The sequence below is a fragment of the Flavobacterium sp. UMI-01 genome, from assembly GCF_019656315.1.
Classification (GTDB): domain Bacteria; phylum Bacteroidota; class Bacteroidia; order Flavobacteriales; family Flavobacteriaceae; genus Flavobacterium.
This window is the reverse complement of record NZ_BPLU01000035.1, coordinates 132,122-152,167: the sequence shown is the minus strand read 5'-3', so window position 1 is coordinate 152,167 and position 20,046 is coordinate 132,122. Positions and strand designations below refer to the sequence as shown.

Genomic DNA, 20,046 nt, shown 5'->3' with positions numbered 1-20,046 from the left:
TTTCCTGTTTAGATTATCCAATCTTTTTGCCTAATCCCCAACTTTTGAACTTGATCCATCTTTTTGCCTAATCCCCAACTTTTGAACTTGATCCAAGACACCAAAACTTTGAGATTAATTGAATAATTTGACTATCCTAGAAACGAAAAAACCCACTAAATCGTTGAATTTAGTGGGTTTTGTAACCATTTGCTTTTCAGCTAGCGGAGAAAGAGGGATTTGTTCCTCATTTCCAAAGCGTTATTTTTCAGTATTTTATAGTTGATATTAATGTAAGGTAACCGAATTTACCCCCTTTTTATCGTTTAGAATTCTATTAATTTGTGAATTATAAAAATACATAATTTACTAGTTAAAACCAAAACTTTTGAGGTGAAAGAATATCAAAAAATGAACTAGTTATTTAGAACAATAATTGTCCAAGCTGGTCTAAAATTGAGGGAAATATTTACCTGCTTTTTAGCCAAAAATTAAGTGGGCTACTTGTTCATGTTTTAAACCTGCATATGAACAAAACTCTTCAATAGTTAAGAACTCATTTTCGAGCTTATTGAGGTCTTTTTTTGCTTTTTGCATTATTCGGGTACTTTGACGATAACTTTTGCCTGTTATGCGTTGTATGTCTTTTGGATAAATGCAAATTCTTTGTTTTTCTATATTCATACTCTAACTATACCTTTGTATTGGCTTTGCTATACTTAAAATTACTGGTAAATAATGTTTTAGTGAAAGCAAAATTAGCTTTTTTAAAAAATAAAACACTTACCAATTATTATAATTAAAGGCTCTATTGATAGTTATTTCTGTTAATTTAAGCCATTCATGTAGGTTTAAGACATATGGAACTATGCTCACTTTTTTTTATCCTTTAATCTCTTAAAATTTGCTTTAAAATCAATTCAGAAATGTTGCAACAGGATGATGATTTAGAGTGATTATTAATCTAAATTTTAGGAATTATGGCAAGGCAAAAAGGCATAATTAAATTGAAAGGTACTATCGGGGATATTACTTTTTACAAAACGAAAGATGGGCATATGGCTCGTGAGAAAGGTGGCATCGATGCTGATAGAATCAAAAACGATCCAGCGTTTCAAAGAACGCGTGAAAACGGTTCTGAGTTTGGGAGAGCTGGGAAAGCTGGGAAAGTTTTAAGAACGGCTTTACGTGTGTTGCTTTTGAATTCGGCTGATAGTCGTATGGTGAGCCGTTTGACACAATCAATGGTTAAGGTGATTCAGGCTGATGCTATTAATGAACGTGGATTAAGAAATGTTATTGATGGTGAAGCAGAATTATTGGCTGGATTCGAATTCAATATTCGTGGAAAACTAGGAACTAGTTTGTATGCTCCTTATACTGGAGTTATCGACAGAGTAACGGGTGAAGTGTCTGTAGATATTCCTTCATTTATTCCATCGAATATGATTGCGGCTCCTGGAGGAACTACTCATTTTAAAATTATTTCGGCAGGTGTTGAAGTAGATTTTGAAAACGAAACTTTTGTTGAGGAACATTCCGAAACTGCAATTTTACCTTGGGACGCTACGGCTACAGCTGTAATTAACCAAGTAAACACCGTTACACCTAACAGTACTAAGCCATTATTTTTGGCTTTAGGTCTTGAGTTCTATCAAGAAGTAAACGGTAGCATGTATTCGTTGAAAAATGGTTCTTATAACCCGCTGTCACTTATTAAAGTTGATGGAGGTGTTTAATAGCCAGTATTCAGTGTTCAGTTTTAAGTGATCAGTATGAGACTTATATTAAACAGAACTTATTTCCCTGAAGGAACCAATGGAAAGCTCCAATGCGAAGGTAAATTGATTTGTTATACTATCGAATTGCCTTGGAAGAATAATGAAAAGCAAGTTTCCTGTATTCCAGAAGGGAAGTATTTTATTAGAAAGCGTTACAGTCAAAAATTCAAATGGCATTTGGAAGTTATTGATGTTCAAAATAGAAGTTTTATTTTGTTTCACACTGCCAATAATGCTTTGAGAGAATTAAATGGATGTATCGCTCCGGTCACAAAACTATCTGGTCCAGGATTGGGATTGATGTCTAGAATCGCGTTTACGAAATTAAAAGACAGGGTTTGCAAAGCTCTAGACAGTAGTGAGTGTGTTGAACTAATTGTTGAATCTTAATCTTTACCATTCTAATGAGGATGAAAAGGATTGAATAAATAAGCATATTATGAATTTAGTAGAAAGAGCAAAAGCACCTACACCAAAGTTTTTTAAAGTCTTACGAAGTATTGGATTGGCCTTATTAGCCATCAGCGGTACGATTGTAGCCGCGCCAGTGGCATTGCCTGCAGTTGTAGTTAGTGCAGCGGGTTATTTGGTGGTAGCAGGTGGCGTAATTTCGGCGATTAGCCAAATTACTGTTGATGACCAAGCTCAAAATGATGAAGCTATTTTAAAGCAACTGCAAAAGGATAACGAAAACTTAGCTCGCGATGGAAACGAATAACAGTCTTCCGATTGGGACTGTCTCAGGCACTTTCTTGAGTATTGTACCCAATATTTTATCTGAAGATATTTTAAAAACTATTATCTTAGCAGTCATAGGAGCCACCGTCAGTTTTATCGTGTCGCTCCTCTTAAAAAGGATGATAAAATCCAAAAAATAGTTTCGGTTTTGATTGGTAACCTTTTCCGAAGCAATGCAAAAGCCTGATCGCAAGATCAGGCTTTTTTGTTTTTTACCTCAACTGGTTTTGAAGCAAGGCCCATTTTAAATTTTCGATTTGTTCGATTGTTTTTGAATAATGGTGTTGCAGCTCTTCTAGTTTTCGGATGCGATTCACAAAATCTAGATGTTTTTGATGTTTTTTATAAGCTTTAATAACCTCATCACGGAAGCAGCTTTTGAAAGTACCGATTCTGATAAATGGAATTACTGAACCATATTGGTATTGGTGCCAAAAGTTGGCTTTCCAGAGCGTGTACGCTATCCAATACAAGTTTTCCGTTTCTTCTTCTGTTTTTACCGTGATTAAAAAGCAATTTGGGCAACTTTCTTTTAATGGTTTACCTGCATTTTTGCCTTTGCTTAAAATAAAGAAATGCGGTTCTGTAACCGTTCTATGGGGTTGGTGTGTCAGTACGTTGTGAGAAGTCATAATTCTGGATTTAAAATTATGGTTCAGCTCCGCTACGCTCCGCAACATATTTTTGAAAAAGAAAAAAGAAAAAAAAGAAAGTCGTCCTTTCGGTGAAGGTTTCAAATGAAGTCAAGTTTTTTTGAAAAAATACTACCTAAGTGGTTTTGTAGAGTCGGAACGTATTTTGAAGTCGGATGGTGAAGCGGAGAAGTGAAGGTGGAGATTTTTTCAAAAACCCGGAGGGCTTGAACTTTACTATTTGAAACCGTAGCAGACCTTTACTTTCTTTTTATTTATTTTTTTTTGGAGCAGAGTCGTAGTTAAGTGGATGGTTCTTCGACAGGCTCAGGATGACAAAAGTTGTTTTGGAAATCGGCAATCAAACACCCCCAAGCACCGCAAGGAGCAAATAAAGTGGTGCCCCTTTTTCAGGGGCAAGGAACTTTATTTGCGGATGAGGAGCGCAGTGGCGGGGTTGCGGCAATCGAACAGCCACCATAGACGCGGGAGTTGAGCGCCCTTCGGCAAGCTCAGTCCCTCGACTGCGCTCGGGATGACAAAAGAAATCTTAATATGTAGGTGGAGCGAAACGTAGCGGCTATGAGCGTGTAACGGCGGGGAAAAAATAAAAGACTCCCGCCTTTTTTTGGCGGGTAACCTTGATTCAGGGCATAGCGCCCTTCGACTGCGCTCAGGGTGACGATTCAAGGAAATAAACAATTTACTTTGTACAGAAGTGATTATAAGCAGATAGCGCAGTTGAAAGGGAGCGAGCCGACCCCGATGGCTGGGCGAAGGAGCAACCGCCAAAAAGCTGGAGGGCTATAACTGTAATATGGCTGGAATGAAGTGAAGCGCCCTTCGATAACGCTCAGGGTGGCAAATGGTTTTAAAAATGAAATCCAATATTTCACATTAAAAATAAAAGTTGTGGCAGCGGAACGAAATGAAGCGGTATTACAGTTATGGTAGCCCGACCGAACGCAGGAAGAGACCGTGTGAAGATGAGGAACAAGCAGTGCAATAAAACAGCTGCTTATTTTCATATGAATATATCTATTGAATTTTAATGGTCATATGTAATTCGCTAACGCTCATTTCAAGCTGCTGTTTTATTGTGACTGCGCCGTGTCTGTGGAACGGAGGGCTCTTCGACAAGCTCAAGATTGTTGAAAGTTACATTGAAATAAGTAATCCCACAAAATAGTGTAGCCCGACTGGAACAGCCGAACGGAACAAAGGGAACGACCGTAGAGAGACCGCTTGATTGCCTGTGATGTTTTTTCATGAGTTTATTGTAGTATCTAGTCTGATTAGTGACCTGTTTAGTAATAGAATTTAGCTGTTTTATATTATCTAAAATTCTCTTTCTCTAAATATTTAATAGCTTGGTCAAAACTCTCAAAAATTTTATCAGCGTGTTTTAATTTTTTTTGTAAATCTGTATTAGCTTGAATGGCATAACATCTTAAATTTGCCGATTTTGCTGATTCAACACCGTTTTTAGTATCTTCAAATACCAAAATATTCTCAATGTTAAAATTGCATTTTTCAATGGCTTTCAAATAAGGTTCTGGATCTGGTTTGCTTTTTTTAACATCATTTCTTGTTATTGTAAATTCAAAATATTTTTTGATATCTGTCTTTTTTAAAACATAATCAACTTCAGCTCTAGGGCTACCAGTTACCAGAAACATTGGGATATTTTCATTTGCAAAATATTTTAATGTAGAAAGTGCATTTGGCATAAATTTGATTTTTTCTGTTTTTATTTTACTTTTTGTTATTGTGTCTTTTTGAGCGGATAAATCTTTTGATGTAATAGATAGTGCATATTTTTTAATTAATGTATCCGCATTTAAAGAGGTTGGTCTTCCAGCAAAGTGATTTAAATAATAATCATATTCTAAATTAATATTGAATTCACTTAAGATTTCATTCCAACAATTAAAATGGTAATGGTCGGAATCGACTAATGTCCCGTCTAAATCAAATATAATAGCCTTTAATTTTTTCATTTTATGTGTCAATAACTTATTTGAAGTTAAAATAATGAGATTGGAATTATGTGGTGTAGTTTTTTCTAAAATTTGACGTTTATTTTAAACTTTGCTTGTAGTTCCGTGGTGATTTCCCCATAAAATTTTTAAAAATTCTTGAAAAATACAAAGGATCGTCAAAGCCAACTTTATAGCTTATTTCTTTTATGCTTAAATCCGTGTAATTTAAATATTCACAAGCTTTCTGAATTTTTTTTAGATTAAAAAAAACAATTAAGGGATAGCCGGTTTTGACTTTAAATTTTGTGTGTAAATAGGATTTAGAATAATTGAATTTTTCAGCAATCTCATCTAATGTGAAATTCTGATTTAAATTATTAAGAAGAAAATCTTTAATTAAGTCAATTAACGTGTCGGTTTGTTGTGTTTCTAGATTGGTTTCAAAATCATGATAAATAAAAGAACTAATAAAATTTAAACTTAGAAGATTAGCATATTCGATGTAGTTTTCAGAATAATTACTATTGAATAGGTTAAATATTTTTTCAAAAAGTTCAATTTTATCAATTGAAAAGGGGACGTTTTTGTAAATGTTTGAGTGTGTTGATGCGTATCTGTCATAAAGTTCTGGGGCAAGCGTGCCTTTGAAATGAAACCAATAAATACTCCATGGGTCATTTTCATCGGCCTTGTACTCATGTTTGATATTTTTTGGAATTATAAAAAATTGATTAGGTGTAATTATAATTTTACTGTTATTGATGTAAATCTCACCTTTTCCTTTGACACAATAAATAAAAATATATTGATTTGCTCCATTTTTTCTAATTCGATGATGATGATTTGCCATAGGATAGTATCCTAAATCACTTACATAGAACTTTTGTGTTATTGGATTTGTTTTCACAATACTGATTACTGTTCTAGGAAGGGCAATCATTTTTTGACCTAGAAAACCTTCTTTTAGAGTGTTATTGTCCATTATTTAAGATTTAATGTCTATTTGTATTAAGTTGAAAATCTATATATTTTAGGCTTATCAATGAGAATTTACAGTTATAATTTAGTAAATATATGGTTATTTTATTAAAATAACGTATTTAATGTTGTTTTTGGTGTTTAGGTATTATTGGTTATTCCGTGTGGAATCGTCTATGATTAGATGGTGCTATTTAAGGTTGCGGAAAGCAAAAACAATAAATAAGCAATATTTTTCAGATGTGTCATTTTATTATCTGTATAATTCATGGACAAAGTCAAAATGCAATATCTGTTTAAGATTGCTTAAATCACAACTCATATATTTCGATATTAAGTCGATGCTTTTTTAATATTAAAAAACAAAAGATCCTTTGAGAGTCTTAAACGTTTTAATTAACAATATTTTAAATAAAAGATTTTGTACTATGGTTTTGTGTCGGAAAATTATTTTATGATTTAGTTTTTAAATAGTATTATCCATATTTTCAGTTTTTGCGTCTATTTTTAGATCTTAAAGTCAATTATATATTTGTATTAAATGATATGTTATTTTTTTTATAATGTAAAATTTAGAATTTTTTTTTATTGATATGGTTTTTTTTGTCAGTTTTTAAGAAGAAATCAAGAATAACTTTATTTAGTGAAATAATCTATCTTTTTGATCTTTTTGTAATGACAGCTGTATTTGCACTATTTTTTTCAAACAATTCATTAACCAACTAACTAATAAAATTTTTAAAATGAAAACAACCAGAACAATTTTATTGCTCATTTTTAGCATTGTTACTATTGTAATAGGCTGTAGTGATGATAATGCATCAAAAGTGGATTCTATTCCAGAATTTCAATCTTTAGTTCAAGAAGTTTCTTCACTTCCAGATCGCACATTTACTTTTACAGGTACTGTATCAGATCCTGCTGGTATTAAATCTATAAATATGAAGTATGAGTCATGGTTTTTAGATAAAACAATCGCTTTTGATTCTCTTCCTAAAACATATGATTTGAATTACAAGTTTAAAGTACCTGCAACCGCAGAGGTAAATAGTACTCATACCATTCTTATTACTATTACTAATGCAGGTGGGGTTACATTAACCAAAGAAGTTAAAGTTACTTTAGATCAAGACATTATTTCACCAGTTATAAATGTTGCAAAACCAATAGACGGTGTCACTGTATTAATAGGTAGCGGAAAAGAGGTTGAGTTGGAAGTTACAGTTACAGATACAAAATTAGCAGAGTTTAAAATTGAAAGCTCCGTTTTAAATGAAACTATTCCTATTTCAGGAACAACATACACTTATACTAAAGCATTAGATATTGATGCTCCGAATAAATATTCTTTTGTAATAACAGTTAAGGATTCATCAGGCAATACAACAACTAAGGTTATTACAGTAAATGTTTTAAATGAATTGTTATTTGATGTGATGTATATTACAGATGTAGACAATGAGGATTTGTTAACTTCGGATATGTTTGGAGTTCCTTATAATACAATAGCCAGTACCCAAGCAGGTGAAAAAGGGTATGTGTTTACAGCTAAATATTATTCGTCTAAAGCAAATTCAAAGGTGCGATTTGTACCTCAGAAAAGTTCTTTCGGTCCCTATTCTTTTGGTGCAGATCCTGTTACTCCAGGAAAACTTATGGTGGGAACTGATATAAGTGTCAATCCAATTACACTACCTCAAAGAGGCTATTACGAAGTTAAAATGGATTTAAAAAATCAAACCTATACCGTTACGCCATATACACCAACTGACACACCTTATAATCAAATTTACATTCTTGGAACCGGTGTGTTTGTAGGGAATACCTCTACCTGTGTATCAAATGTTACAGGAGGTTTGCAGTGTTTTCATTTTAATTCAGGGAAACCATTTGTTAAAGATGCTAACAATTCCTATTTATGGACTATTGATGTCAAGATTGATGACGAACCTAATTCAACTTCTTTAAATCAATTTATTATAAACGCAAATACTAGTGCTTGGGCTCCTTTTTGGAGAATGGATGCAACTGATCCTTCAATAGCAATTCCAGGTGGGGGGTCATCATTTGTTTTCCCGACAGAGGCCTATGGTAAAAATTATACTATCATTTTTGACAGCCACTTAAATAGATTATCAGCAATAAGACGATAAAATAAACAATCAAAAGAAATTATATGAAACGTGCAATTTTAATTATAATGGGATTTCTACTGGTAGGTTTTTCAGCAGTAGCCCAACATACAGTAAAAGGGACTATAAAAGACGAAAATGGACAACCTATTCCCGGGGTAAATATTTTAGAAAAGAATACAACAAACAGTTCTGCCTCTGATTTAGATGGAAACTATTTGATTAAAGTGGGCAACAAAGCTACTTTGGTATTTAGCTATATTGGTTTTAAGACACAAGAAGTTGTTGTCAATGGAAGACAAATGATTCCAGTTAAATTAATAGAAGATAGCGCGCAATTAGAAGAAGTAGTTGTCATTGGGTATGGCTCGGTACGAAGAGATGAAATTACGAGTTCAATAGTTACAGTAAAAGGAGAAGATATTGCTAAAACAACAGCTAGTAATCCAGCAGAAGCTTTACAAGGTAAAGCAGCCGGTGTTCAGGTACTTTCTTCTGGTGGTAGTCCAGGTGCTTCACCTCAAATATTAGTTAGAGGTATAACAACAAATAATGGGAGTCAACCTCTTATTGTATTAGATGGTGTTATGTTGCCTGACGGGACTTCACTTAACTTTTTAAATCCGGCTGATATTGAAAATTTTCAAATTTTAAAAGATGCTTCGGCCTCCGCTATTTATGGTTCTAGAGCGTCAAATGGAGTGGTGTTAATTAGCACTAAAAGAGGGAAAGAAGGAAAGTCAATTGTAAATGTTGATCTTTCTTATGGAATGCAGCATATGCAAAAAATTAATATGGCTGGTGCTGACGAATATATTAAAGTTGTGAATTTAAGAAGAACTAATGATGGCGCACAACCTTTATATGATCCGGCTAATTTTAATACAGATACTGACTGGTGGAATGAAGTAATAGAAAATTATGCGCCAATAACTAATGCTAATGTTAGAGCATCAGGTGGGTCAGAAAAAATCAATTACGCTGCAAGTGTTAGTTTTTTTGATCAACAATCCAATTATGATAAAGGCTGGTACCAAAAAGTAACTGGGCGTTTCAATGTTGATTTTAAAATATCGGATAAAGTTAAATTAAAACAAGACTTAAGTCCTAGAATTGAACGTTATGAAAATACGCCTGGGGCTTTGTATAACTTATTACGTATCGATCCATTGACTGAAGTGTATCTTCCTCAAAGTGAAAGAATTGGACGAAATAGTTATAGTATATATGCGCCAAGTAAAAATAATGTGCCTAACCCTGTAGGTAATATTGCACGCCAATTCAATGAAACTTTCTTTTTTGGATTTTTCTCAAATACACAATTGGATTATAAAATCACACCTGAATTAACTTTTAGTAGTCAATTAGGGCTTAATGTGACAAATGCACAAACTGATGTTTTTACACCACAATATTTTACTACTCCAAATCAGCAAAATGAAATCAATAACATAGCTAGAAATACGAATAGAAATTTTGATTATGTATTGAATAACACCATTAATTTCAAAAAGACCATTAAGGAAAAACATTTTATGAACTTTTTAGGTGGTATATTATATGATGCCCAAAATTTCAACTATTTAAATGCCTCTAGGGATGGCGTTCCAGATAATGAAAATCCAGATTTGAGATATCTTGATGCTGCTTTAGGTGAGGGAATAACGGTAAATGGAAACGAAGCTCAGGACAATATATTGTCAGGAATTTTCAGAACGATATACAGCTATGATAACAAATATTATTTTACAGGTTCAGTAAGGGTAGATCAATCTTCAAGATTCCCTAAAAACAATAGAACAGGTGTGTTCTCAAGTGCTTCATTTGCTTGGGATATTGATTCTGAGAAATTCTTCAAAAGTTCTGTTATAAATAACTTACGTTTAAAAGTAGGAGTAGGTGAAGTTGGGAATCAAAACATTAGCAGAACTGGTCAGTTTTTCTCTGTAGGATCAGATAGTTATGTTTTTAATGGAGAGCGAGTTGTTAGTAGCTTCTTGTCTCAATTTGGAAACACCAATCTTAAATGGGAAACCGTAAGTGATAAAAACATAGGTATTGAAACTAGTCTTTTTGATAGCGCATTAGATTTTTCTTTTGAATATTATAAAAAGACATCCAAAGACTTATTGTTTAATGTTGAGTTGCCAAATTATACAGGAATACCAGGTTTGGTTGCACAAAACGTAGGAAGTTTTGAATCTGAAGGATTCGATGCACAATTGGGTTATAACAAAAAAATGGGGGATTTTACTTTAGGGTTGAATTTTAACATTTCTACAAACAAAAGTAAGGCAGTTGCCCTTGCTCCAGGTAATGAACAAATATTTGGACAAAACCGTCCAGACTTAGGAGGTAGATTTATCAAAATAAGTGAATTAGGTCAAACAGTTGGATTGTTTTACGGATTTAAAACTGATGGGATTTTTCAAAATCAAACAGAATTAAATTCCCATACCTCTAATGATGGTACTGCCATTCAACCTAATGCAAAAGTAGGTGATTTAAGGTTTGTTGATAATAATAAAGATGGTCTATTAAATGATGATGACTTACAAGTAATTGGAAATCCATTTGCTGATTTTTATGGAGGACTTACAGCAAATCTTCAGTATAAAAACATAGATTTTTCAATGCAATGGTATGGAACTTTTGGAAACGATGTTTTTAACTACCCTTCCACATTTTTGTATTCTGGTGTACAGGACGTGAATGTTGCTGAGGGAGCCTTGAATAAAGTTTGGACACCTGAGAACACGGGAGCTAAATATCCAAGATTAACACAATTGGATCGTAACGGAAACTATCAAAGACCTTCGGATTTATTTATTGAAGATGGTTCTTATTTGAGATTGCGTAATGTACAATTGGGTTATAATTTTAATATTAAAGGATTTCAAAAATGTAGATTATATGTTTCGGGTCAAAACTTGTTTACGCTAACGAAATATTCTGGATTTGACCCTGAAGTAGCTGCAGGAGGAAATGTTATCAATGATTTTGGAATAGACTATGCTAGAAATCCGGTAACAAAAACATATTTATTAGGACTTAATTTAACACTATAAAAATTATGAAAAAGATTGTTTTATTATGTATTATTTGCACAGCTTTTCTGGCTGTAAGCTGTAATAATGAAGATTTTTTAGATCAACCCTTAAAGGGGAGACAACAGTTAGATGATTATTTTTCTACTCCCCAAAATGCGGAAGCTTTTATAAATGGAATTTATAAGAAAGTGAATGGTGAAAGTTGGTGGCAGGCCAATTTTCAACGACAAATTAATGATATGGCTACTGATGATAACTGGTCTGGAAACACTGCGCAACCACGACCAGATATTACGGGGATATCTGCCTATAATGTTTTTCCAGGATCACAATATTTTAATTCGTTTTGGGAAAATCACTATATAGGAATTACTAGAGCAAATATTTCAATAGATAGAATTCCAGCCATAGAAATAGAAGAGAGCATCAAAAGGAGAATGTTGGGTGAAGCTCATTTTCTAAGAGCATTCTTTTACTTTGACTTGGTGCGTAATTTTGGCGGTGTTCCTATCGTAACAACATACACAGAGTTATTAGAACCTGCGATAAATGATAAAACACGTTCTTCCGTTGCCGATGTTTACAAATTGATAGAAGAAGATTTACAAATAGCCATAAATAATTTACCGTTAAGAAGTGAATATCCGGCAAAAGATTTAGGTAGAGCTACTAAAGGAGCAGCGCAATCATTACTAGCAAAAGTATATTTGACTGAGGAAAAATGGGCTTTAGCTCAAACTAATGCTAACGATGTAATTGTATCTGGAGAATATCAATTAGAACCCGATTTTGCAAATATTTATAGTGTTGATAATCATCATGGAGTAGAATCTATTTTCGAAATTGACTACATTAACAACCCTGTTTTTCAAGAAATTGGAGCACAATTACCAATTACCAATGGAAGCCGTGGTGATCAAGGTTGGGGTTGGGGTAGTCCAACTAGTGATTTGGAAAATGTATTTTTAAGTGAAGGTGACAATATCCGTTTGCGTTCAACTATCATTAAGCATGGAGACCCTGTGTATGGAGATCCTGATGTGACATCATTTAACGCTTTGCCGTCTGAGAATAAATCAGGACGTACTAATAGAAAATACTATGTCCCTGTGGCCAAGAGACCAGTGCCTTATGCAAGAGGACAAATTGCTTTGCCATATATTCATTTAAGATTAGCAGATGTATTGTTAATTCATGCTGAAGCTGCCTATTTTAATAACGACCCTACATCGGCAAAATTATCATTGAAAAAAGTTCGAGACAGAGTGCAATTACCAACCGATATGTCGCTAACAGGTATAGCATTGAGAGATGCAATCTGGAAAGAAAGAAGATTAGAGTTGGCACTTGAACACCAAAGATTTTATGACTTAAGAAGACAAAAAATTGATGGTATTCCTAGAATGGCTTTGATTATGGGGCCAAATGGATCTTTTGTGAAATATAATACCCAAATTAGTACAGATCCTTATGAAACAACTAATTTAAATGAGTCTCAAGAAAAAGGAATCTTTTTCGACGTTAGTAAGCATCTTTTGTGGCCAATACCTCCAAAAGAAATTCAGTTATCTAGAGGTAATATTGTACAAAATCCAGGCTATTAGTATGTCTTTTAGGTAAGGATAATGAATTAAAGACTATTAATTCCATTAATAGTCTTTAGTTTTTTAGTTATGAAACTAATTAAGAAAGAGCTTGGATTTGTTGAATTTGATTATTGCAATCTGGACAAAACCCTAAAGATTACATTGCACTAATCCTTCATTTAACTATTGATTAAAGCTTTTAAAATTATTACATATAGTTTGTTTAATAATAAAATATTTACAAAATGAAAATCAATAAAATAAAAATTGTTTTTTTAATGATTATAGGGCTTTCAATTGTGTCATGTACTAACAATGATCCGACTGATCCTAACGATCCTAAATATAATAATCTCGATAATAATGATAATGGACCAACTGCAGATGTAGTTTTAACTGTAGATGCTTCAGATAAAATAGCCATTAATCCTGAAATTTTTGGGGTTAATAATGATTGGAAACAAATTCCTAATTCAACTTTTACAGGTTTTGCGAATATGTTAAAAAGCATCAATTATACGGTAGTAAGGTATCCAGGGGGATGGGAGTCTGAGTACTATGATTGGGATACCAATACTACTCCAACTTGGAATTCTGCACCATCTGTGGCAGGAGCATCTATTGAAACACTCAAATCTAATATTAACAGTTATTCGATTGTGATTCCTACCACTTTAGCAATGGATAAGGCTGTAGGATCTGCACAGTTTAATACGGCTGTGGAAACTTTAAAAGTAACAGCTGAAAAAGCAATTACAAAAGCTGGATTAGAACAATCAGGAATAATTGAAATTGGAAATGAGTGGTGGTTGCAATGGGCTGGAGGAGTTAGTAGAGCTGAAAAGTTAACTAAATATACAAATATAGCCATGGCATTGGCAGCACATCTAAATATAAAATATCCCAACCATAAGTTTAAGTTATTGGTAAATGGCGATTATACTAAACCTGAAGAATTTACCACAATGAAGCAACAGTTTACTACGGCTTATGACGTTATAGATGGTGTTGCACTTCACACCTATGCGGGTTATCAGACTGATACGCACAATATGTCCGAGTTAGAGTCAAGGATAAAAGCCTGTGCTACTAATTTTAATCCAAACAAAAAATTTATCTATTTGTCTGAGTGGATGCCTTCTAGAGATTATAATGATCGTGCATTATATATGGAAGCAGCTAATATTATTCCAGATATGATTCAGATTTATGCTAGGTCTAATGCTAATGCAGCGGCATATTGGCCTCCAGTTAATACTTCTATTCCAGGTTTAGGGTTGACTAATTGGAATTTTTCAACTGTGTTTCCAGTTGGGCAAATTATGGGAGAATTATCAAAATCCTACAAAGGATTCGCACTGAAAACGATTTCAAATAAATTTCATATTGCAGCGGCTTTGAATGATGCACAGACAATGGTGGTTTTTGTTACAGGAGGAAAGGAAACTGCGGCTCTAACAGCTGTTAAAGTAGCAAACTTCACTATCGGTTCAATTGAAAAGATTGAAAGATATGTACCAGCAGATTACAATGAAACGAATAAAGCAGCTTCCTATATTACAGAAGAGGTGACGGCTAAATTAAACAAGAATAATGAGGTTGTTTTTAATGTAAATAAAGAAGGTAAATATCAAATCTATAAAATAGTGTTAAAAGCTAAGTAATCAGTTGTGAAGTATTATTGTCCATATTTATGGTTTTTATGTCTATTTTTAAAAGACATTATAACTCTAAATTTGTACTAGAACAGTAGGCCAATTAAAGGCTTCTTTGAGTGTAGAAAAAATGAAAGTGTTTAAGACCAATATAGTGTATGTTTTTAGTTTTCTTATTATCTCTCTATTAATAGGTGTTAATGTAAATGCACAAAAATTAAAAGTTGAAATAAATAGGAATAAGGTTTTTCAAACAATAGATGGTTTTGGTGCTTCAGATGCGTGGCGATGCCAATTTGTGGGTAAAAATTGGCCAGATAGTAAAAAAGAGAAGATAGCCGAATTATTATTTAGCAAAGAACTTGACAAAAACGGAAACCCTAAAGGTATTGGTCTTTCATTATGGCGTTTTTATATTGGAGCTGGCACTGCAGAACAAGGAGATAGTTCAGAGATTAAAAATGAATGGAGGCGTGCGGATTCTTTTATAGATGCTACTGGTAATTATAATTGGAATAAACAACAAGGCCAACAATGGTTCTTAAACAAAGCAAAATCCTATGGAGTAGAAAAGTTTTTAGCATTCTCAATTGCAGCTCCTGTTCAATGGTCAAAAAACGGTAAAGGCTTTGGTGTAGGGAATAAAGATGGAGAAATCAATCTAAAAGATGAACATTTTGATGATTATGCTGCATTTATGGTCGCGTTTTTAAAGCATTTTAAATCTAAAGGATTGTCTTTTGACTATTTGAGTCCTATAAATGAACCACAGTGGGATTGGGAAACAAAAACACAAGAAGGTACGCCTGCAACCAATGACAATATTCTAAAACTCACACAATTGTTGGATACTCATATTGAAAAAAATAATCTTGATACAAAAATAGTTTTAGCTGAGGCAGCTGATTTGCGTTGGTTGTATTCAAATTTCAACAAACCGGAACGAGGGAATCAAATTGATTATTTTTTTAGTCAAAAAAAGTCTTTTAAAAATGTAGAAAATAAAATTTCCGGGCATAGTTATTTTACTACTTGGCCTGTAGACAGTTTAATCGCTATTAGGCAAAAGCTAAATGATAAATTAGCAAAACATCCTAAGTTAGAATATTGGCAAAGTGAATTTTGTATTCTAGAGAAATCAGATGATATCGGCGGAGGTGGTAAAAGAGATTTAGGAATGGATACTGCTCTGTATGTCGCTAGGGTAATTCACGCAGATTTAACACTGGCAAATGCAAGTTCCTGGCAATGGTGGACAGCAATATCTGATGCTGATTTTAAAGATGGTTTGATTTATTTAGATACTGGAATCGAGAACGATATGTATAACAAAGAATCGCTTAAGAAAGATGGAAATTTTCACGATTCAAAATTGTTATGGGCTTTGGGGAATTTTTCAAGATTTGTACAACCTAATATGGTTCGTATAGACATAAAGTCTAGTAGTAATAAAGAACTCAAAGACCAATATAAGGATCTGATGCTTTCAGCCTACCTGAATACTAAAACTTCAGAAGTTTCAATAGTAGCCATTAATTATAGTGATGAAAATAAAGAGCTAGAAATTCCAGGTGTTACATTAGATAAACTATTTGTTACTTCAAAAGACAAGAATCTAGAAGCAACTAGTATAAGTAAAAATAATATCAGTATTGAAGCAAGGTCGATTAGTACCTTAACAGGACGATTAATAAAATAAAATATAAAATGAGAATAAATAGAGTGGTTAGTTTAGTTTGTTGTCTTTGTTTTACAACTGTTTTTATAAATGGTTGTAAAAACAAAGAAGCAATAGTTAAAACTGAAAAAAGTAAAAAGCCAAATGTCATTTTTATTTTGGCTGATGATTTAGGAGTGAATGACTTAAGTTATGCAGGTAGTAAATATTATGAAACTCCTAATATAGACCGTATAGCAAATGAAGGAGTAGAATTTACTCAAGGCTATGCCGCATGCCAGGTGTGTAGTCCTTCTAGAGCAAGTATATTAACAGGTCAGTTTACAGTAAATCATGGTATTACAGACTGGATTGGCGCAGAGACTGGAGAAAAATGGGCTAAAAGAAACAATACTAAAATTCTGCCCTCAGAATATGTTCACACAATTCTAACTGAAGACATTACTATCGCTGAAGCAATGAAAGCGGGTGGTTACAAGACTTTTTTTGCTGGTAAATGGCATTTAGGTGACGAACCTTCTACACCTGAAAATAATGGTTTTGATATTAACATTGGAGGATGGGAAGTAGGCAGTCCTAAAGGAGGCTATTATGCACCTTGGGATAATCCGAAATTAAAATACAAATATGAAGGTGAAAACTTAACAATGAGATTAGCTCAAGAAACAGTTGATTTCATAACAGAAAATAAAGACAAGCCATTTTTTGCCTATTTATCATTTTATGCAGTTCACGGTCCAATTGAAACAACCGAGCAAAAATGGAATAAGTATAGAAATAAAGCCGAAGCGCAAGGCATCCCTAATTCAGGTTTTGAAATGGAACGTGTTTTACCTATTAGAGTGGTACAAGATAATCCTGTTTATGCTGGGCTAGTAGAAAGTATGGATGATGCGGTAGGTTTGGTTTTGGATAAATTAAAAGAACTTCATTTAGATGAAAATACCATCATTGTATTTACTTCTGACAATGGTGGTGTTGCCAGTGGTGATGCTTTTTCAACTTCAAACTTACCTTTAAGAGGTGGTAAGGGATATCAATGGGAAGGCGGAATTAGAGAACCATATCTGATGAAAGTACCTCAGTTAAAAAATGGTCCCAAAAAGATTGAATATCCTGTATCAGGGGTGGATTTTTATCCAACATTATTAGATCTAACAGGGGTAAAAATCAAACCAACACAGAAAATTGATGGTATAAGTTTAGCACCTTTATTAAAAGGAAAATCGGTAAATGAAAGAGCTTTGTTTTGGCATTATCCACATTATGGAAATCAAGGTGGCGAACCTGTAAGTATTATTAGAAGAGGGGAATGGAAATTAATTCATTATTGGGAGGATGGACACGACGAGCTTTATAATTTGCATAAAGATATGGGCGAGAAAAATGAAGTTTCCAAAAGTAATGTGACTGTTGCTACACAACTTAGAAAAGAGTTAGATAATTTTTTAACTGAAACAAAAGCAAAAATCCCTGTCCAGAATTCTAAATATGATGATGCTTTATCAAAAAAACAATATGAAAACAGGAAAACAAAAATGCGTTCTGATTTAGAGAAACAACGCAAAGATTTTTTAAGTAAAGATTTCCAACCCAATGCTAATTGGTGGGATAGTAAAACAACCAAAGATTAATATTTTTTCAAATAAATACACTAACCTAAAAACCATATGGATACTACTAAATTTAATTTCACTTACCTACTCTTTTTAGCACTGGTTTCTGCTATGGGAGGATTTTTATTCGGATACGATTGGGTTGTTATAGGAGGAGCTAAGCCATTCTATGAACTTTTCTTTGGAATCAGTAGCCTTCCTGCTTTACAAGGATGGGCAATGAGTAGTGCTCTAGTAGGTTGTATTTTTGGAGCTGTGATTTCCGGTTTTGTATCGGACCGTTTTGGTAGAAAAAACCCTTTGATTTTAGCTGCCGTATTCTTTTCTCTTTCGGCTTTTGGAACTGGCTATGTTGACACTTTTACGCCCTTTATTATTTATAGATTAATTGGTGGTTTAGGAATTGGGTTAGCATCAACATTATCACCAATGTATATTGCCGAAATTGCTCCCGCTAAATATAGAGGTCAGTTTGTTGCCATCAATCAGCTTACCATTGTTATTGGAATTTTAGCAGCTCAAATAGCAAACTATTATATAGCAGAAGCAATTCCTGCTTCCAGCACGGCTGAGATGATGTTGAGCTCTTGGAACGGACAAATGGGGTGGAGATGGATGTTTTGGGCTGAATTAGTGCCTGCTTTGGCCTTTTTCTTCTTGATGTTTATTGTACCTAAGAGTCCAAGGTTTTTGATGAAAATTAATAATGATGAAGCGGCTTATAAAGTTTTGTCTAAAATTGGAGGAAAAGCTTATGCAGAAACTGAATTGAAGAACATCAAATTGACACTTAATGAAAATGTTAATCAAAAAATTAGTTATTCAGATTTCAAAAGTCCAAAAGTTAAACCCATACTTTTTATTGGAATTGTATTAGCCATTTTTCAACAATGGTGCGGAATTAACATCATTTTTAATTATGCCGAAGAAATATTTACAGCTGCTGGGTATAATGTAGGTGATATGTTATTTAATATCGTGATTACAGGAAGTGTTAATCTAATATTCACTTTTGTTGCCATGCGTACGGTTGATAGTTGGGGTCGAAGAAAGTTAATGCTATTTGGTTCTATGGGATTGGCTCTTGTATATTCGATTTTAGGAGGAGCGTATTATTTTGAATTCACAGGTTGGCCTGTCCTACTCCTAGTTATCATTGCAATTAGCATCTATGCCATGTCATTGGCTCCCATCACTTGGGTTGTTTTATCTGAAATATTTCCTAATAGATTGCGTGGTGTAGCGATGTCTATAGCTACATTTTCATTATGGATTGCTTCTTTTATACTCACCTTTACATTCCCAATTTTAAATGATTTATTAGGAGCTTCTGGGACATTTTGGGTATACAGCTTCATCTGTGTCTTAGGTTATCTTTTCATAAAAAGAAAATTACCAGAAACTAAAGGTAAAAGCTTAGAAGAAATCGAGAGGGAGTTAATTGACATAAATACAAAGTAATATGGTATTCAATTTATTAAAAATAAGAATGTTTAGTTATTTGTTGTTATTGATTGGTTTTAGTTATGCTAGTGCCCAACAAATTGCTAGTCCTGAAAGCTATCTAGATTCTTTAAAACAGGAGTTAAAAGTAAAATGGCCCAAAAACAGTACTAAGAATTTAGTTTTTCATGGTCATTCAGTACCTACTGGTTATTTAACTAATGGAGTAACAGACCGTTTGAATGCCTATCCTTTTTTGACATTGAAGTTATTAAATGATAATTATCCTTATTCTGTGGTTAATATAATAACAACTTCAATTGGCGGGGAACAGTCGGAGCAAGGTGCTAAACGATTCAAAAAAGAGGTGTTAATTTATAAACCAGATGTACTTTTTATAGATTATGCGCTTAATGATCGAAGTATCGGCTTAGAACGTGCTTTGATTGCTTGGGAACAAATGATCCAAGAGGCTTTAGAATACGGTACAAAAGTCATTTTACTGACACCAACACCCGATTTAAAAGAAGATATAACCTCTGATGATGCTCCGTTAGAAAAGCATAGTCAGCAAATTAGATCTTTAGCTAAAAAATATAATCTGGGATTAGTGGATAGTTATTCGTATTTCAAATCTTTAGCTAAAACACAACCACTACCAGCCTTTATGGCACAGAATAATCACATTAATCAAAAAGGTCATCAATTTGTTGCCAATTCAATTTATGAATATTTCAAATATTGATTTATAAATTATAATCTAATAAAGAGCGCTCTTAAGAAAACAAAAATAGTA

The 20,046-nt window shown here is 33.4% G+C and carries 16 protein-coding genes; 12 read left to right on the top strand and 4 right to left on the bottom strand.

Annotation, left to right across the window (positions count from 1 at the left end):
- Nucleotides 1-459: 459 nt before the first annotated feature.
- On the bottom strand, nt 460-663 hold the full coding sequence (locus tag K5R64_RS10845; protein ID WP_220763409.1) for a hypothetical protein: 204 nt from the start codon (nt 661-663) through the stop codon (nt 460-462).
- Between the two features lie 296 nt (nt 664-959).
- On the opposite strand from K5R64_RS10845, the gene K5R64_RS10840 reads away from it, so the two are divergent.
- From K5R64_RS10840 to K5R64_RS10825, 4 genes are read left to right on the top strand one after another with little or no spacing between them, the layout of a single operon-like run.
- Nucleotides 960-1,718 (top strand): hypothetical protein, encoded by a 759-nt coding sequence (locus tag K5R64_RS10840; protein WP_220763408.1) that lies wholly within the window; start codon nt 960-962, stop codon nt 1,716-1,718.
- Between the two features lie 36 nt (nt 1,719-1,754).
- Nucleotides 1,755-2,150, top strand: coding sequence for a DUF5675 family protein (locus K5R64_RS10835; RefSeq protein ID WP_220763407.1), 396 nt, complete (start codon nt 1,755-1,757; stop codon nt 2,148-2,150).
- Between the two features lie 49 nt (nt 2,151-2,199).
- Entirely contained in the window at nt 2,200-2,478 is a 279-nt protein-coding gene (locus tag K5R64_RS10830; protein ID WP_220763406.1) for a hypothetical protein, read from the top strand.
- Nucleotides 2,465-2,638 carry a hypothetical protein gene (locus tag K5R64_RS10825; protein ID WP_220763405.1) on the top strand — a complete coding sequence of 58 codons (174 nt, stop codon included), beginning with the start codon at nt 2,465-2,467 and terminating at the stop codon, nt 2,636-2,638. The genes K5R64_RS10830 and K5R64_RS10825 overlap by 14 nt, the downstream gene beginning before the upstream one ends.
- 72 nt (nt 2,639-2,710) lie before the next feature.
- Here K5R64_RS10825 and K5R64_RS10820 read toward each other — a convergent pair whose 3' ends face one another.
- The 3 genes from K5R64_RS10820 to K5R64_RS10810 form a co-directional block, all read right to left on the bottom strand.
- On the bottom strand, nt 2,711-3,130 hold the full coding sequence (locus tag K5R64_RS10820) for a DUF6943 family protein (RefSeq protein WP_220763404.1): 420 nt from the start codon (nt 3,128-3,130) through the stop codon (nt 2,711-2,713).
- Between the two features lie 1,334 nt (nt 3,131-4,464).
- On the bottom strand, nt 4,465-5,130 hold the full coding sequence (locus tag K5R64_RS10815; protein ID WP_220763403.1) for an HAD family phosphatase: 666 nt from the start codon (nt 5,128-5,130) through the stop codon (nt 4,465-4,467).
- Between the two features lie 79 nt (nt 5,131-5,209).
- Nucleotides 5,210-6,094, bottom strand: a complete 885-nt coding sequence (locus K5R64_RS10810; protein WP_220763402.1) for an AraC family transcriptional regulator — start codon at nt 6,092-6,094, stop codon at nt 5,210-5,212.
- A gap of 739 nt (nt 6,095-6,833) precedes the next feature.
- Here K5R64_RS10810 and K5R64_RS10805 point away from each other — a divergent pair.
- From K5R64_RS10805 to K5R64_RS10770, 8 genes are all read left to right on the top strand, one after another.
- Entirely contained in the window at nt 6,834-8,243 is a 1,410-nt protein-coding gene (locus tag K5R64_RS10805; RefSeq protein ID WP_220763401.1) for a DUF4625 domain-containing protein, read from the top strand.
- A 23-nt stretch (nt 8,244-8,266) separates the two neighbouring features.
- The gene (locus K5R64_RS10800) at nt 8,267-11,290 is read left to right on the top strand and encodes a TonB-dependent receptor (protein ID WP_220763400.1); all 3,024 of its coding nucleotides are present in this window, start codon (nt 8,267-8,269) and stop codon (nt 11,288-11,290) included.
- A 5-nt stretch (nt 11,291-11,295) separates the two neighbouring features.
- Nucleotides 11,296-12,876, top strand: a complete 1,581-nt coding sequence (locus K5R64_RS10795) for a RagB/SusD family nutrient uptake outer membrane protein (RefSeq protein WP_220763399.1) — start codon at nt 11,296-11,298, stop codon at nt 12,874-12,876.
- Nucleotides 12,877-13,103: 227 nt separating this feature from the next.
- Nucleotides 13,104-14,522: a hypothetical protein gene (locus K5R64_RS10790; protein ID WP_220763398.1), complete on the top strand. Its 1,419-nt coding sequence runs from the start codon at nt 13,104-13,106 to the stop codon at nt 14,520-14,522.
- A gap of 145 nt (nt 14,523-14,667) precedes the next feature.
- Nucleotides 14,668-16,212: a glycoside hydrolase gene (locus tag K5R64_RS10785; RefSeq protein ID WP_255580349.1), complete on the top strand. Its 1,545-nt coding sequence runs from the start codon at nt 14,668-14,670 to the stop codon at nt 16,210-16,212.
- A gap of 8 nt (nt 16,213-16,220) precedes the next feature.
- The gene (locus K5R64_RS10780; RefSeq protein WP_220763394.1) at nt 16,221-17,825 is read left to right on the top strand and encodes a sulfatase; all 1,605 of its coding nucleotides are present in this window, start codon (nt 16,221-16,223) and stop codon (nt 17,823-17,825) included.
- A gap of 36 nt (nt 17,826-17,861) precedes the next feature.
- Nucleotides 17,862-19,268 carry a sugar porter family MFS transporter gene (locus tag K5R64_RS10775; protein WP_220763392.1) on the top strand — a complete coding sequence of 469 codons (1,407 nt, stop codon included), beginning with the start codon at nt 17,862-17,864 and terminating at the stop codon, nt 19,266-19,268.
- 1 nt (nt 19,269) lies between these two features.
- The gene (locus K5R64_RS10770) at nt 19,270-19,995 is read left to right on the top strand and encodes an SGNH/GDSL hydrolase family protein (protein ID WP_220763390.1); all 726 of its coding nucleotides are present in this window, start codon (nt 19,270-19,272) and stop codon (nt 19,993-19,995) included.
- Nucleotides 19,996-20,046: the final 51 nt, after the last annotated feature.

Bases quoted from the DNA above. Each gene is read 5' to 3' on its own strand.
- K5R64_RS10845 (WP_220763409.1), bottom strand. From the start codon at position 663: ATGAATATAGAAAAACAAAGAATTTGCATTTATCCAAAAGACATACAA.
- K5R64_RS10840 (WP_220763408.1), top strand. From the start codon at position 960: ATGGCAAGGCAAAAAGGCATAATTAAATTGAAAGGTACTATCGGGGAT.
- K5R64_RS10835 (WP_220763407.1), top strand. From the start codon at position 1,755: ATGAGACTTATATTAAACAGAACTTATTTCCCTGAAGGAACCAATGGA.
- K5R64_RS10830 (WP_220763406.1), top strand. From the start codon at position 2,200: ATGAATTTAGTAGAAAGAGCAAAAGCACCTACACCAAAGTTTTTTAAA.
- K5R64_RS10825 (WP_220763405.1), top strand. From the start codon at position 2,465: ATGGAAACGAATAACAGTCTTCCGATTGGGACTGTCTCAGGCACTTTC.
- K5R64_RS10820 (WP_220763404.1), bottom strand. From the start codon at position 3,130: ATGACTTCTCACAACGTACTGACACACCAACCCCATAGAACGGTTACA.
- K5R64_RS10815 (WP_220763403.1), bottom strand. From the start codon at position 5,130: ATGAAAAAATTAAAGGCTATTATATTTGATTTAGACGGGACATTAGTC.
- K5R64_RS10810 (WP_220763402.1), bottom strand. From the start codon at position 6,094: ATGGACAATAACACTCTAAAAGAAGGTTTTCTAGGTCAAAAAATGATT.
- K5R64_RS10805 (WP_220763401.1), top strand. From the start codon at position 6,834: ATGAAAACAACCAGAACAATTTTATTGCTCATTTTTAGCATTGTTACT.
- K5R64_RS10800 (WP_220763400.1), top strand. From the start codon at position 8,267: ATGAAACGTGCAATTTTAATTATAATGGGATTTCTACTGGTAGGTTTT.
- K5R64_RS10795 (WP_220763399.1), top strand. From the start codon at position 11,296: ATGAAAAAGATTGTTTTATTATGTATTATTTGCACAGCTTTTCTGGCT.
- K5R64_RS10790 (WP_220763398.1), top strand. From the start codon at position 13,104: ATGAAAATCAATAAAATAAAAATTGTTTTTTTAATGATTATAGGGCTT.
- K5R64_RS10780 (WP_220763394.1), top strand. From the start codon at position 16,221: ATGAGAATAAATAGAGTGGTTAGTTTAGTTTGTTGTCTTTGTTTTACA.
- K5R64_RS10775 (WP_220763392.1), top strand. From the start codon at position 17,862: ATGGATACTACTAAATTTAATTTCACTTACCTACTCTTTTTAGCACTG.
- K5R64_RS10770 (WP_220763390.1), top strand. From the start codon at position 19,270: ATGGTATTCAATTTATTAAAAATAAGAATGTTTAGTTATTTGTTGTTA.